Origin of the sequence: Acinetobacter sp. YH12039 (assembly GCF_013420015.1) — a bacterium.
Lineage (GTDB): Bacteria > Pseudomonadota > Gammaproteobacteria > Pseudomonadales > Moraxellaceae > Acinetobacter > Acinetobacter amyesii.
The window spans coordinates 130,940-144,887 of sequence record NZ_VOZA01000007.1 but is presented as its reverse complement, the minus strand read 5'-3'; the positions used below and the strand labels follow the sequence as shown (position 1 = coordinate 144,887).

General features: G+C 40.7%; 17 protein-coding genes and 2 rRNA genes. 8 read left to right on the top strand and 11 right to left on the bottom strand.

Annotation, left to right across the window (positions count from 1 at the left end; genetic code table 11):
* Positions 1-116: ribosomal RNA gene (locus tag FTT98_RS05705) — 23S ribosomal RNA — on the top strand; the annotation flags it as partial.
* Between the two features lie 196 nt (positions 117-312).
* Positions 313-427 (top strand): 5S ribosomal RNA (gene rrf / locus FTT98_RS05700).
* A gap of 145 nt (positions 428-572) precedes the next feature.
* Here the strand turns inward: rrf and FTT98_RS05695 are convergent.
* Positions 573-1,946, bottom strand: coding sequence for a dihydrolipoyl dehydrogenase (locus FTT98_RS05695; RefSeq protein ID WP_180177135.1), 1,374 nt, complete (start codon positions 1,944-1,946; stop codon positions 573-575).
* A gap of 160 nt (positions 1,947-2,106) precedes the next feature.
* Between FTT98_RS05695 and FTT98_RS05690 the strand changes: the two genes are divergently transcribed.
* Entirely contained in the window at positions 2,107-3,564 is a 1,458-nt protein-coding gene (locus FTT98_RS05690) for an Ig-like domain-containing protein (RefSeq protein ID WP_180177134.1), read from the top strand.
* Positions 3,565-3,714: 150 nt separating this feature from the next.
* Here FTT98_RS05690 and FTT98_RS05685 read toward each other — a convergent pair whose 3' ends face one another.
* A complete protein-coding gene (locus FTT98_RS05685) occupies positions 3,715-4,137 on the bottom strand; it encodes a beta-lactamase hydrolase domain-containing protein (protein WP_180177133.1) in 423 nt (140 codons plus the stop codon).
* Complete coding sequence (locus tag FTT98_RS05680) at positions 4,130-4,465, bottom strand: TIGR01244 family sulfur transferase (protein WP_111885430.1); 336 nt, start codon at positions 4,463-4,465, stop codon at positions 4,130-4,132. Before FTT98_RS05680 ends, FTT98_RS05685 begins: the two co-directional genes overlap by 8 nt.
* A 124-nt stretch (positions 4,466-4,589) precedes the next feature.
* Between FTT98_RS05680 and FTT98_RS05675 the strand changes: the two genes are divergently transcribed.
* From FTT98_RS05675 to FTT98_RS05665, 3 genes are read left to right on the top strand one after another with little or no spacing between them, the layout of a single operon-like run.
* Positions 4,590-5,486: an alpha/beta hydrolase gene (locus FTT98_RS05675; RefSeq protein ID WP_078191320.1), complete on the top strand. Its 897-nt coding sequence runs from the start codon at positions 4,590-4,592 to the stop codon at positions 5,484-5,486.
* Positions 5,487-5,918: a thioredoxin TrxC gene (trxC, locus tag FTT98_RS05670; RefSeq protein WP_078191319.1), complete on the top strand. Its 432-nt coding sequence runs from the start codon at positions 5,487-5,489 to the stop codon at positions 5,916-5,918.
* 21 nt (positions 5,919-5,939) lie between these two features.
* Positions 5,940-6,359, top strand: a complete 420-nt coding sequence (locus FTT98_RS05665) for an acyl-CoA thioesterase (protein ID WP_078191328.1) — start codon at positions 5,940-5,942, stop codon at positions 6,357-6,359.
* A gap of 66 nt (positions 6,360-6,425) precedes the next feature.
* Here FTT98_RS05665 and FTT98_RS05660 read toward each other — a convergent pair whose 3' ends face one another.
* From FTT98_RS05660 to FTT98_RS05650, 3 genes are all read right to left on the bottom strand, one after another.
* Positions 6,426-6,926: an ester cyclase gene (locus FTT98_RS05660; protein ID WP_180004621.1), complete on the bottom strand. Its 501-nt coding sequence runs from the start codon at positions 6,924-6,926 to the stop codon at positions 6,426-6,428.
* A gap of 132 nt (positions 6,927-7,058) precedes the next feature.
* Positions 7,059-7,562, bottom strand: a complete 504-nt coding sequence (locus FTT98_RS05655) for a DUF4442 domain-containing protein (protein ID WP_180012065.1) — start codon at positions 7,560-7,562, stop codon at positions 7,059-7,061.
* A gap of 27 nt (positions 7,563-7,589) precedes the next feature.
* Complete coding sequence (locus FTT98_RS05650) at positions 7,590-8,078, bottom strand: YajQ family cyclic di-GMP-binding protein (protein WP_078194203.1); 489 nt, start codon at positions 8,076-8,078, stop codon at positions 7,590-7,592.
* Positions 8,079-8,170: 92 nt separating this feature from the next.
* Between FTT98_RS05650 and FTT98_RS05645 the strand changes: the two genes are divergently transcribed.
* Positions 8,171-8,485 carry a rhodanese-like domain-containing protein gene (locus FTT98_RS05645; RefSeq protein WP_078194202.1) on the top strand — a complete coding sequence of 105 codons (315 nt, stop codon included), beginning with the start codon at positions 8,171-8,173 and terminating at the stop codon, positions 8,483-8,485.
* A gap of 34 nt (positions 8,486-8,519) precedes the next feature.
* Here the strand turns inward: FTT98_RS05645 and mnmC are convergent, their stop codons facing one another.
* From mnmC to FTT98_RS05625, 4 genes are read right to left on the bottom strand one after another with little or no spacing between them, the layout of a single operon-like run.
* The gene (mnmC, locus tag FTT98_RS05640) at positions 8,520-10,475 is read right to left on the bottom strand and encodes an FAD-dependent 5-carboxymethylaminomethyl-2-thiouridine(34) oxidoreductase MnmC (protein ID WP_180177132.1); all 1,956 of its coding nucleotides are present in this window, start codon (positions 10,473-10,475) and stop codon (positions 8,520-8,522) included.
* Positions 10,476-10,512: 37 nt separating this feature from the next.
* Positions 10,513-11,028 (bottom strand): hypothetical protein, encoded by a 516-nt coding sequence (locus FTT98_RS05635; RefSeq protein ID WP_180177131.1) that lies wholly within the window; start codon positions 11,026-11,028, stop codon positions 10,513-10,515.
* Positions 11,029-11,033: 5 nt separating this feature from the next.
* Positions 11,034-11,336: a YciI family protein gene (locus FTT98_RS05630; protein ID WP_078191312.1), complete on the bottom strand. Its 303-nt coding sequence runs from the start codon at positions 11,334-11,336 to the stop codon at positions 11,034-11,036.
* 28 nt (positions 11,337-11,364) lie between these two features.
* Positions 11,365-11,976 carry an inner membrane-spanning protein YciB gene (locus FTT98_RS05625; RefSeq protein WP_078191311.1) on the bottom strand — a complete coding sequence of 204 codons (612 nt, stop codon included), beginning with the start codon at positions 11,974-11,976 and terminating at the stop codon, positions 11,365-11,367.
* Between the two features lie 44 nt (positions 11,977-12,020).
* On the opposite strand from FTT98_RS05625, the gene FTT98_RS05620 reads away from it, so the two are divergent.
* Positions 12,021-12,878 (top strand): PHP domain-containing protein, encoded by an 858-nt coding sequence (locus FTT98_RS05620; protein WP_180177130.1) that lies wholly within the window; start codon positions 12,021-12,023, stop codon positions 12,876-12,878.
* Here the strand turns inward: FTT98_RS05620 and FTT98_RS05615 are convergent.
* A complete protein-coding gene (locus FTT98_RS05615) occupies positions 12,865-13,914 on the bottom strand; it encodes a hypothetical protein (RefSeq protein WP_111885438.1) in 1,050 nt (349 codons plus the stop codon). The genes FTT98_RS05620 and FTT98_RS05615 overlap by 14 nt on opposite strands.
* Between the last annotated feature and the right edge of the window lie 34 nt (positions 13,915-13,948).

Here is a 13,948-nt window from a genome sequence, read left to right as displayed (position 1 = left end):
CTTGGACTTTATGTCCACTAAAGAGCCGTTGAAGACTACGACGTTGATAGGTTGGATGTGGAAGTGCGGTGACGCATGAAGCTGACCAATACTAATTGCTCGTGAGGCTTGACTATACAACACCCAAACAGTTGTATGTAAAGCATCAATTGATTCACATATAATCAATCAAACTTGATTTAGTTGAAAAGCTAGATAAAATGAACACCTTAAATTAACTCAAGTACTTCTGTTAATAACTCATTTGGTAGAAAACTTAGCACGAAGAGCACTGCTCTGAGATTAGACTAAGCAAGTATCCATAACAGTTGTGCTGGCGACAATAGCAAGAGTGAACCACCTGATCCCTTCCCGAACTCAGAAGTGAAACCTCTTAGCGCTGATGGTAGTGTGGGGTTACCCATGTGAGAGTAAGTCATCGCCAGCTCATTATTCGAAACACCCCCTGATATCTCAGGGGGTGTTTTTTTATGCGTGGGGAAAAAGAAAAAGGGAAAGGAAAAAGGATAGAGGGGGATACGGAAATTAAGCGTTGGATATCCAACGCTATAAGTTTACATAGAATGATAAAATTATCTTAACTGACGTCGTGCATGCTTTAATGCTGTTCTTAACCCTTCTTCTAAAGTTGGATGATAGAAAGGTTTATCCAAAATTTCATGTATGCTTAGTTCTTCTGAAATCATCCAAGCTAGCAAATGTGCTAAATGTTCAGCTTCTGCACAGAATAGCTCAGCTCCTAATAGTGTATGGTTAATTGTATCCACATATACTTCGGCAGCCCCTTTATTTTTAGCAGCAACAATCGCACGACCTTGTTTTTCATAAGAAACGTAACCAATGACGAATTCTATGTTTTTATCTTGTAGATGCTTATAGCTTTGCCCAATGGTTGCCATTTGTGGTGTAGAAAATAAGATGCCTAGAGGTGTTAGCGTCTTGATGGATTTAGTTTGTGGAAAATTTAAATAGTTTTGTACAGCAAACTTGCCTTCATGAGCTGCTTCGTGTTGGATAGGGGTATTGGTATGTGCATCACCGACGATAAAAATTGGATAATCGGCTAGCTGCTTTGTATCTGGATTGATTGGCAAATTTTTTAAATCTTTAAATTCGGCACTTATACGTTCTAAACTTAAGGTATTTAATAATGTACGTCTGCCAGTTGCAGCTAATACATAGTCAACTTGTAGTGTCTTCTGTACGTTTTCTTCAGTATAGGTTAAATGAACTAGATCTCCTTCAATAGAATAATGTTCAGGTAAAATTTCAAACTTTAGCTTTAACTCTTTACTTAATTCTTCCTGTGCGAGCTTTTGCAATATAGGGCTACTCAGTGAGCCAATTTTTCGACTACGTGCAAAAACTGTGGTGTTTACATTGAGGCGTGTTAAAGCCTGCGCTAATTCCAAAGCGATGACGCCACTTCCAATAACTGCGACTGATTTAGGGAGTTGTTCTAATTCAAAAATTTGATCTGATGTGATTAAGCGTTCGCCTAAGTTTTCTTTCCAGGCTTGGTCATAAGCAGGAGTAGAACCGACTGCAACAATAAAAGCTTTTGCCTGATATTGCTGTCCATTCACTTGAATTGTATGGGCATCTATGAAAGTCGCAAAGCCTGAAATCTTATGGGATGCTTCCCAACGATCTACATCTTTTTGTGTGGCACGGGTAAAACGATCACGTAATTGACGTACGTGCGTCATGATTTGGGATGTATCAATTTTTGCATCTACCGTGAGTGCAACTTCTTGTGCATGTTGAATGTCGTGCATGCGATTGGCACTAGAGATGAGGACTTTGCTAGGCATACAACCAACACGGGCACAGGTGGTGTCCCATGGACCGTGATTGATGATGAGTAGGTTTTGGGTGTATTTAATCGCTTCTTTATAGGCGCTAATGCCTGCGGTGCCTGCACCAATAATAATGAGGTCGTACATTTGTGAGCTACTGCATGTAATAAATAAATTTAGGCTAACACAAGCAAAACATTTATCATGCTTTTATTTACATAAAGCAGTAACTATGGTTACATATCTGACAATATTAATTATATGTTTGATTAACTCATAGTTTTAGAGGGATTTGGGGAATAACTCAATGAAAAAGAAAGAAATTAGTTTGAAATTTTCGGCTGTGGCTTTAGCAGTTTTATTGGCTGGCTGTGGTGGCGGTGGTTATTATGATAACAATGCTGCTGATACTGATAAAATTGAAGATAGTGAGACTGTTGAGCAAGCTGTTGTTGCGTCTGCATTAAAAATTGAATTAGACAAATTGTCTATGGCTGCGACAAATGGTCAACTTACTGTTACGGTTAGAGCCCTTGATGAAAACAAAGGGGGAGTACCAGATGCTAATATTACTTTAATGATTGTTGATTCAACGAATAATGTTAGTAATTTAAGTGTAGCTGTGCAAAAAACTAATGAATCTGGAAATGCTGTATATGTATTAGCGACTCCAAGTACGTCGACAACATTGACTGATTTGATTAAAAATGGTTTTAAAATTATAGCTAAAACAAATAACGGTGCATTAAGCCAAGAACAAACAATTTCTGTCACAGGTGCTGATACTAACAATGGTTCTGATACTACAAGTATTGTTCTGTTTGATGCGACTAAAACATCACTCAATGTTCGAGGGGATCAAACAACAGTAACTTTAACGGCTGTTGATGCTAATGGAGCTACTTTATCTAATCAAGCTATATCATTAAAAGTCAAAAATTCGTCTCTAAATGGCGTCAAGTTCACACCAAATGCTACTCAAACAGATAGCAATGGGAAAATTACGTATACGCTATCTTTCAGTGAATCGCAAAGAGTGAAAGATTATAGTGCAGAGCAGTTCATCAAAGATGATTTAGTGCTAGAAGCTAATTTTGGTCAATCAACTCAAGTTTATACATATAAATTAGATGTAGTAAGCTCTACTGTTCCTAAGCCTGTTGGTGCTATTTCTGTTTTGTATAATCCAACAAAAATTGAAGACTCAGCATCAGGTGTTTACTATTACAAAAATATTTCTGTACATGTAACTGATGTTGATGGGAAACCTTTACCAAATCAAGATGTGGTAATGGGAGTTAATGCTTTAAGTTATAACAAAGGGAATTATAATTTTTTTGATACAGATCTTCCCCCAGATGGTAAGGTTGATAAGTATCTTCCTGATGTAATAACACAATGTTTTTCTCCAATTACAAAAGTAAACATTGATGGTAAGCAGATTGATCAATTACAGCCTGTGAAGCAAGGACAGACAGTTCAGGTTGTTTCTTTTATTAATGCAGAGGATCAACCCGCTACTGATAATAAATATACAACAGATGCAAATGGACGCTTTGATTTAAAAATTCAATATCCTAAAATTTATGCAGAATATTTAAATATTCAAATTCTTGCGAACTCGATTGTGAGTGGTAAATCAATAAATGGTTCTACTAGTCTTGGCTTAAGCTACTTAATCAGTGATGTAGATATTGAAAATGGTATTGCACCAAATTTGGAAAGTCCGTATGGAACATCGTTAAATTGTTCTGATGGGGAATAATAAAAAAAACAGCGCTTCGGCGCTGTTTTTTATGGGGGATTTCAATTTAAAAATTAAAGAGAAGTCCCCACACTCACACCCACCGTCGGGCGTACTTGCATAGAACTACAAGCACTCAGAAGCAAGACACACATCACCACCAATAAAACTTTATTCATGCAACAAACCTTGAGATTTTGCCTGATGAAATAACGCACTAGAACGAGCGCCACTACGGCAAATCATCAGAATGGGTTTTGGAAGCTCATTATAATATTTAGCGAATTCAAGAATGTCTGTTTGAGAAATTTTACCGCTGTTGACAGGTTGATAAATCACACTGATCTGGGATTTTTCCGCGATATTGCGTAATTCACTCACCTTGACTGCATTACCCATCTCTTGATCAGGGCGGTTCACAATCACAGATTTAAAACCTTGCCGCATCAACTGTGAAAATTTGGCAGCATTCATCTGACCTGCAACACTGACTTTGGTATTTAAAGTCTGAACATCGTTTTGAGCGTGACTCAGCGGGATACTGCTACAGATCAGAATACAGCAAAATGCATATTTGAGGATGGGTTTAGTCATCCAAAAGATCCATCTGTTTTGCTAGTTGATATAGGTTATTTGAACGGTTACCTGTACGGCAGAACATGAGTACTGGCTTTGGCAATTCATTAAAATGATTAGCAAAGTTACGGACATCTAGCTCAGAAATTTGACCCGCAACAACCGGTTGATGAACATAGTCTAAACCAGCGGTACGTGCTGCTTCTTCAATTTGAGCACTGGTTGGTTGCTCAGGACCACCTTCCATGTCAGGGCGGTTATTGATAATCGATTTAAAGCCTTTTTCAACCACTTGCGCTACATGTTCTGGGCCGATTTGACCTGCAAAACCAACATTTTCGCTCATTGAGTCACTCCATAATTTAATTCATAGATTTATGCTTTATGATAGCATTAAGCACAAACTTGAGCAGAATGTTCTTAAATTTTTATAAGCGATTGCAACCATAAAATAACGCAATGGAGCGCGTATGCACGCCTATACAGTCGAACCACTGTATGTCAAAAGCGGACAAGATGTTATAGCTGCTGACTTTTATCGTCCAAAATCTGTTGAAAAACCTGCAGTCATTCTCATGGCACATGGTTTGGCGGCATTACGCCAGTTTAAATTAGTGCAATATGCCAAGCGCTTTGTACAAGCGGGCTATGCTGTCGTATTGTTTGATTATCGCTATTGGGGGGGCAGTACAGGGCGTCCGCGAGAGTTAGTAAACCTGAAGGCACAACTTGAAGATTGGCGGACCATGATCGATCATTTACAGCAGCGTAAATCGATTGATTCAAGACGCATTGTATTATGGGGGACATCACTCAGTGGTGGCTATGTACTTAGTTTGGCGGCAGAGCTTAAAAATATTAAAGCGGTGATGGTACAAGTTCCATTTGTCGACGGCGCTGAAAGTGCAAAATTGTATCCCTTACAGCAATTACCCAAAGCGTTAAAATTATCGAGTCAGGACTATATGGGGTCTAAAGTTGGGATGAGTCCAACGACTTTACCTGTAGTTGATCCACATCGATTGTGTTTTTTACAGTCTGAAGATAGTTATGCGGGCTACTTATCGATTGTAAATCCTGATTTTTATTGGAGTGGCGAAATTCCGGCTCGGGCCTTTTTTAAGTTAATCCGTTATCGTCCAATTTTGGATGTCCGGAAAATTAGCATACCTGTACTTTTTATTGCGGCAAAAGAAGATAGTTTGATTCCCATCGAATCAAGCCGAGAAACTGCGACCAATATTGCACCGTATGTGCAATATTATGAGTGGGAAATGCAACATTTTGATATTTATCATGGGCAATGGTTTGAAAAAGCCATGGCAACCCAATTAGAATTTTTACATCAACATGTTGGAGTCAGCTAAATGATCGTTGTGTGTCCTGAATGTGGTGCAAAAAACCGTGTACCTGAAGAAAAACTCGAAGTTGGACCTGCATGTGGTCAATGTCATCAAGCATTGATTCCATTGGCGCCCATCGAGTTGAATGAAAAGAACTTTGCAAATTTTATTAGCAATAGTGATTTACCTGTGCTGATTGATTTATGGGCTGAATGGTGTGGACCATGTAAGATGATGGCGCCACACTTTGCACAAGTTGCAAAATCTAATCCGAAGGTGGTTTTTGCCAAAATTGATACCGAAGCAAACCCTCGATTGAGCGGTGCATTTAATGTTCGTAGTATTCCTACACTGGTTTTGATGAATAAAACCAACGAAATTGCTAGAATAAGCGGTGCAATGCGTGCTGGTGAGTTACAACAATGGCTCAACCAGCAGTTAAATTTACCTCAATAAATGTCAGCGCCAGGAGCTAAAGTGTCAGAAACTCATGTAAAACCTGAAGGAACGCTTTCCCTACAAACCATCGCGATGCCTGCAGACACCAACTGGAGTGGTGATGTTTTCGGTGGTTGGATCGTGTCACAAATGGACTTGGCCGGTGCAATTCACGCAGAGCGTTTCAGTCAAGGACGCTGTGCAACGATTTCAATTAACCAAATGACCTTCCTCGTTCCAGTGAAAGTCGGGGATGTCATCAGTGTATATACCAAAATTTTAAAAGTGGGTAATACCTCTATCCAAATGCAGATTGAAGTTTGGGATAGTCACGACAGTTCACGTGATCCAATTCGCGTAACCGAAGGTGTGTTTACATTTGTCGCTGTGGATGTGAAAGGTGCTAAGCGTCAAATTCCTGCGGATGCAAAAGCTAAATTTGCTGCAGATCAAGCTTAATTAAAGTTAGACGCAAAAAAAAAGCCGCTCAATCGAGTGGCTTTTTTATGAATAGTGACTGAGAAATTAGAACATCGTGTTTGAGTTGGCACTGGTTTCAGGAATGCTTTGTTGCACATCCCAATGTTCGACGATCTTGCCATTTTCAACACGGAAGATATCAATAATCGCTTCTCCACGGTCTTGATTATTCTGCGTAGAGTGCACATGTAAATAGACCAAATCACCTTCGGCAGCGGCACGTTTGATCTGGTTTTTTGCTTCAGGATTTTGTTTAAAATACTGGATGAAATAATCGACAAAAGGCGCTTTGCCATCAGGTACATGCGGATTATGTTGAATATATTGATTGCCAATATATCGGTCAGCATATGTCTTAACCTGATGTTTAAGAAAGACACCTTCATAAAAATCAATCACGATTTTCTTATTTTCCGCTGCTTGGCTGGTTTGAATATTGCTTTCAGCTGTTTGTGTTGGAGTCGTTGGCGTTGCAGGAATAGTACTTTGACATGCAGTTAAAAACACCACCAGGCTGATGAGTGAAAGGGGAATGATTTTTTTCATAAAGTGCTCAATATATTTGTGTCGTGCAAGCATATTGAGCGGAATTACGGCGTATAAATAATAAAAAACAGTCTTGATTTTGCTGAAATTTGGTAAAACTTATACTTACCTAAAAGTAAGTTTTATTTACATTTATTTATTTTTCAGAGCGGATTTTGCCACCCACGCCCAAAGCATTTCACATTGAATCGGTGCTTCACCAGATTCATCGGTGACTAAGACCTGTACTAAGGTTTCACCTTTTTCTGTGCTTTGCATTTGTCGTTGCTGTTCGGGTGTAAGCGTTGCGATGGCTTTCATCCCACCTTGGGTTGGACGTTTAAAATCAACTTTGAAACTTTTAATTAGGACAATGGCGCTATCAGGGACGTTCATTGCTGTGACAAAACCTGTGGCTGTTTCTGCGATCAGCGCCATGGCACAGGCATGTACTTGCCCGATATGGTTTTGCATCGCCTTATGATTGGCGATGCTCACCTCAACACGCTCAGGGCTGACATGTTGATATTGGATTTTAGCCGTTCCAACCATGGGCACGACACGACCAAAAGCTCGACTGAGCAAACGACTTTGAATACCTTTGGGTAATTTAGAGCTTGCTTTGACCAGTTTATTTAGACGATTTGGACGTGCCATATTGACCTCAATGGCAGTTGTGCTGCCTTAATCTTTAAAGTTGTTAAATTGAAGCGGCACACCAAACTGTTGCTCTTTTAAGAACGCCATCACTTGTTGCAAAGTGTCACGTTTCTTGTCAGTCACACGAATTTTGTCGCCTTGAATAGAAGATTGCACTTTAATGCCGCTTTCTTTAATGGCTTTATTGATTTTTTTTGCAGTATCAGAGTCAAGACCGTCTTTTAGTTTGATCACTTGAATGACGTTTTTACCAGAAGCGGTCATTTTTTGTGGATCGAGTGCTTGAATGTCAACTTTACGTTTGAAGAAATGATTTTCGAGCATGGTATACACTTGCTCACATTGGAAATCGCTTTCTGTTGAGATTTTGATTTCCTTATTTTTCTCATTTAACTCAATTGAAACGTCTTGACCACGGAAGTCAAAACGCGTCGCTATTTCTTTTTGCGTGTTTTGAACTGCATGATTTACTTCAAAAACTTCTAATTCGGAAACAATATCAAAAGAAGGCATAGATTAGACCTTTACAAAGGGAAAGAATATCTGAGATGCTAGGGATGTTTTCTTCATTTGCCAAGTGTTGTTTACATCAAAAGGAGTGTGCAATGATCCGTAAACAAGAAATTACAACATTTGAGTTCCCAGAAGACTCGATTATCTGGGATGTTCGCGATGCAAGTGCTTATGCTGAAGCACATGTGAAAGGTGCAGTTAACCGACCGATCAACGCATTGTCATCAGATGCACTGACTCAGGTGTCAACGGATCAACCCATTTACATTTTATGTGGTGGCGGAAGTAAAGCTCCACGTGCAGCAGAGTTACTAGAGGGTTTTGACAGCTCACGTGAATATGTAATCTTAATGGGCGGCACGCGTGCTGCTCGTGATGCCGGTCTTCCTTTGGAACAAGGGAAATGAGATCGAATCAAAAAAAGCGCCGAAAGGCGCTTTTTTATTGCAGGTTATTTTTTTGAGGTGGAGATGACGGCATCTGACCCTGAAAATAAGGCTTCTTAGTTTTTTGTTTAGCTTTGGCGCGTCGTATAAAACGTGCTGCATGAATTTTATCGAGTAGCTGTGTTGGAATAGGGCAGGCTTCTTTTAAGACCAGCGCGGCAATGATTTCACTACAGAGCGGGGCATACAGGAAACCTTTAGAACCGAGTCCACTACAGCTATAAATGTGCTGATCTTCATGGACTGCACCAATTACCGGGAAAAAGTCTTTTGTCTGTGCGCGAATTGCGGCACGTCCTTGCCATTGCTCAATCGGTGCTAAGGTTTTGGCAAAGTCGGGGAATACACTGTGGATAAGTTCATAGTTATGCACATGATCTTCTGTGAGAACGTCGGTGTCATCACGGCCGGGATAAAATGACGCGCCCATAATCATCTGTTCGGCATCCAGTTGCATACAATAGCCCCCATAACTATAGGCGGTATGCATATCCATTTGTTGAGCGGGGTTGTTCAACCAACTGACTTGTCCACGAATGGCACGCAGCTCTGGATAATCTGTTTGTAGCTGCATACTGTCACGTGCCGCACAGAGAATGACATGCTCGGCAGATGGAAGCTGCTGATCCTGTGTAAATAGCGCAACGCCATTTTGTTGTTGCTCAATGCGTTGAATATCTGCTTGTAACAATTCAATGTGTGGATGTGCCAAGATTTGGTCACGAAGCTGATGTGGACTGACTGCGCCTGCTTGTTTGAGGAGCAGGGTTGGATATGTTGAGGCTAATTGATTTAGCGTGCCTTCTTCAGCAGCTAATACCTCTGAAGGATAAGCTTGAGCTAAATCTAGGTGTTCTGCTTTATTTTTTAAAATAGATTGGTGAATCTGTAAGGGACGAAATGCCTTGAAGTTTTGATAATGCTTGAGCGCATATAACCAACTCAGGGTCATCAAATGTTCAGCACTTTGTTCAATTGGACAGAGTTTAGGGTTGAGTAGGGCAAGAGGATTACCCGATCCACCGCTGAGTGGTGCTGATTTCTCGTAAATACGCACTTGATGCCCGCGTTGAGCAAATGCCCAAGCACAGCTCAAACCAGCTATGCCAGCGCCAATAATCGCGATTTGACGGGGCTTATGACCTACAGTGATTTCAGAATTTTTTTTTTCGTCTAAAGTGGGAAGGTTAGCAACTTCGGATTGATCATCTGATCTTTCAGGTGCGAGCCAAAAGGCTTTGAGCATTTCACGCTTATGAGCAAAGCCACGAGGTCGTGTAATGGTAATACCATGCTCACGTAGGCCGCGTTTCAGTACACCTGCCACACTAAATGAGGAGAAGGTCGTCCCAATGTCTGATAGACGCACGATATTTTTGAGTACGTTTTCTTCCCACATGTCAGGATTACAGGCGGGTGCAAAACCGTCCAAGAACCATGCATTGACCGTAGCAGTTTTTGCCATGACCGGAAACACGTCGTGTGCATCGCCTAACCAAAGATCAATTGAAAAACGTTCTTCTGGAAAATTGAGTCGATGACATCCCGCAATAGGTTCAGGATATTGCGCAATCAGTTGCTGTGCCAAAGGTTGTAATTCAGGCCATGCATTTAATGCACGAATGAGGTCTACTTTAGATAAAGGGAATTTTTCTACAGAAATAGCATGTAGATGACTGTGATTATCTGGACGAACCTGTTGCCATAATTGCCACAAGGCCAAAATATTTAAGCCTGTACCAAAACCTGTTTCGCCGACATTGAAATATTCAAAATCAGTCAGTGCCGCAAGGCGAGTGTCGAGGTCATTCCCTTTTAAAAACACATGACGTGTTTCGAGTAGGCCGTTGTCCTTCGAAAAATACACATCACCAAACTGTTTAGACACTGGAATATCAATGCCATCGATCATTTGCCAATCGAGATCGGCAGTCTGAATTGCACCTGACAAAACTCAAGCAACCTTTAAATTGAAGTAGAAAAACGAATTACCATTGACGACGACGTTTGGTATAGACGTAACTGGCCAATAAGAAACCTAAAATCACGCCAACACCAAGCGTGGTCCCACCATATAAAAACATCTGCGCACTACGTTCACTTTGTAGCACTTGTACTTGTACGCCCAAGCTATCATTTTTAAGTTGTAATTCTTGGTTTTGCGCCAAGGCTTCAAGGTTAGCTTTTTCTAACTGTTGTAAGCGTACAGATTGGTCTTTGACCATTGCTTTGACTTTGGCATCTTGTAGCGCTTTATTTTTTGCCAATTGCTCAATGGTCAATGGATTCGCATTTTGAGGTTGACCATTGGGATTGACGGTTGCCGCCACTTTAATGATGCCCGGTTTATTGGCAGGAATAGTATGCGGCACAGGATTGGGAGGAGGTGTTGCAGTCGTTGCTTGAGCAGCAGGGGCTACAGCAGGTGCAGGAGCCGGTTCTTCAGCCCATGCAGTTGAACAAATTAAAGATAAGCCCATTAAACTAGAAACAACGACGCGCATGAACCTTATCCTTTAGGAAATGCTTTGTTAAATGGTTTGACATCAATTTGGCCATAAACCCCTTCTTTGAGGAAAGGTTCATCTGCCAACCATTGGTCTAGGGCTTCACGACTATCAAAATCGACAATGATCGTACTGCCATAAAAACCAGCTTGTGGGTTTGCCGGATCTTTAGGCATCGCACCTGCAACAATCAGACGACCTTCATCATCAAGTTTTTGTAGACGTTCAAGATGTTGAGGGCGAACTGCAAGGCGCTTTTCTACTGTACCTTCATTATCTGTACAGCTTACGACGAATAATGGCATGACTTTTCCTGATTTTTGACCGAATGGATTATTCTGAGGTCTTAAAGTATTTACGTAATACAATAAACTGAATAATGATAAAGGAAAACATCACGATCATGTCACCAAAAGCAGTGAATTCACCCCAATATTTTCCGTCTGCAAACAAATAAGCGAAAAAGGTGTGTAAACATGACATCACCACGAACATTGCAGCCCATGCATAGTTCAATCGTTTCCAACCGACAGCGGTTAAATTTAAGACTGGACCAAATAAACGTTCGATGAGTGGTTTCTTATCTTTACTAAATAGTGGAGAAAGTAAAAACGCGCCAGCAAATACCAAGTTTAGTAAAACGGCTTTTAAACGAATATAAAAATCATCGCTTAGCATCAGGGTAATACCACCAAAAATCACGGTCATGAACAACACAATCCATTGTTGTTTATCTAGACGGAATTTTTGCATGACAAACAATGCACCATAAACCACAAGCATGGAAATGATGAGACCTGATGTTGCCACAAGAATGTTATTGTTATCGACACCCCCAGCAGAACCAATCAATTGTAATAATGGGTGCTGCGTATCTTTTGGATCTACAGTTTTATATAAATAAAAGAAAATAATGAGTGGCACAAAGTCTAAAAGTGCTTTCATGTTAGAGTATCTAAATCTGATCAAATAAATGACATAGTATAGAGATGCAAGGCGTAGATTTACATACACACAGTAATATTTCTGATGGTACTTTGTCACCAGAGGCTTTGGTGCAGGCCGCAAGTGCTATTGGAATTCATACGCTGGCTTTGACTGATCACGATACGATGGACGGATTGTTGGCAGCAGAGCAGGTCGCGCATGAATTAAAGCTGCAATTAATCTCTGGCGTGGAGATTTCCAGCCAGTGGTCGAGACCTGCGACCAAAAAAAGTTATGGTGTGCATATCGTCGCTTTAAATATGCAAAATCCTGCGCCCATACAAGCCTTATTGATGGATCAAAAGCGTATTCGAGCGGAACGTGCTCGGCAGATTTGTGACTTACTGATACCGTTAATTGGTCAAGATATTTATAGCGATGTGATTGCTAAAGTCGACCATATACCAGATCGGGTGACACGCACGCATATTGCCAAAACTTTGGTGGAAAAGGGGGTAGTTTCACGTCCACAACAAGCTTTTGATAAATATATTAAAGAAGGCAAAAAAGCCTTTGTAAAATTTGAAGGTCCGAGTCTTGCTGAAACCATTGAGGTGATTCATGCCAGTGGTGGCTTTGCAGTGTTGGCGCATCCGACGCGTTATGATTTATCTGCGACCAATATTCGTTATTTGATCGAAATCTTTGCAGAAGCGGGCGGCGATGCGGTGGAATTACCACCGGCAATTGAGCCATTATCGACTCGTCAAATGGTGGATCGTATGATTGCTGCCTTTAACTTAAAAGTTTCTGTTGGGAGTGATTTTCATGGTGACAATATGCCATGGATCAAACTCGGCAACATCCCTCGAGTGAAAGAAGGGCAAGTTGGAATCTGGGACAGTTTTAAGTCACATTGACATCAGGATCTTCGATAAACGGTGAAGTTCGATAATGCTGAATGTTACGGTAAAGCAGATAGAGGCAGCCCACGGCAACGCATGCCCAGAACCATGCCTTGAACAAAAACGCGATGATAAAAACACTGATGGCGATTATGCACAACAGTAGACTTGTCACGCGTTGAGGATGCCTCTTGGTCAGCAAGGCAGATTGCATGGTAGGTTGATGTTTAAAATTGCGATAAGGAATAAAATCAATGGCGCTTGAGAGTGCCAATTCGAGTTTATCAAAATGCCGTGCCTGTGAACTGATACGATAGCTCTGCCCATAACTAGTTTTCAGTTTGAGGAGATAACCGGGTTGATCTTCTTCACGAACGGCATGAATTTCCGATAAATAAGGTAAATCCAACGTAAGCCGTGTTGGAATCTGCTCAAAATAGATATTCCCCGTATAGGGCATGGCAAAGTAGTTTTTCATTTGATGAAAATCATCAAGCTGATCATGCGCATATAACTGCACGATGGTGCGCGTACGTGCCAAATAATGCACCCAAATCTGTTGCCCAATGAGGGCAGAATTCAATTGCACATGAATGTTTAAAAACAAAGTACTCGCAAAGACTTGATGGAGATCGACGCTAAACCATTTCGCCTCTTCAAGTTCATTGAGCTTTAAGAGCAATTGTTGCTGTTTGCCTTGCCACCAATGTTCACGGACCTCTCGATAATCCACAATCACAGCATCTGAACTGCGTAAGGCGTGTTCTTTTAAATCCAAAGCCAATTTGGGATCAATCAAATGCTGTTGAATCCAAAATGGAAATTTGATTCTTTGCGATTTGTCACGAAATATACTGATGACAAATAGAGCACTCATCAGGAATAAGAATTGCCAATTGCTTTGCCATGATGTGAATAATATGCCTTGCCATGCTAGGAGTAATGCGATGCTAAACAGCAACACAACGAACATGAAAATCACAGCAAGCGCTTTGCAAGGATGCAGAATCGGTTGTGGCTTATAAGTGAAAATCCGTTTTTTTATTTTCATGATTTTTCCTTATTATGGGTGTTGTATGGATCAT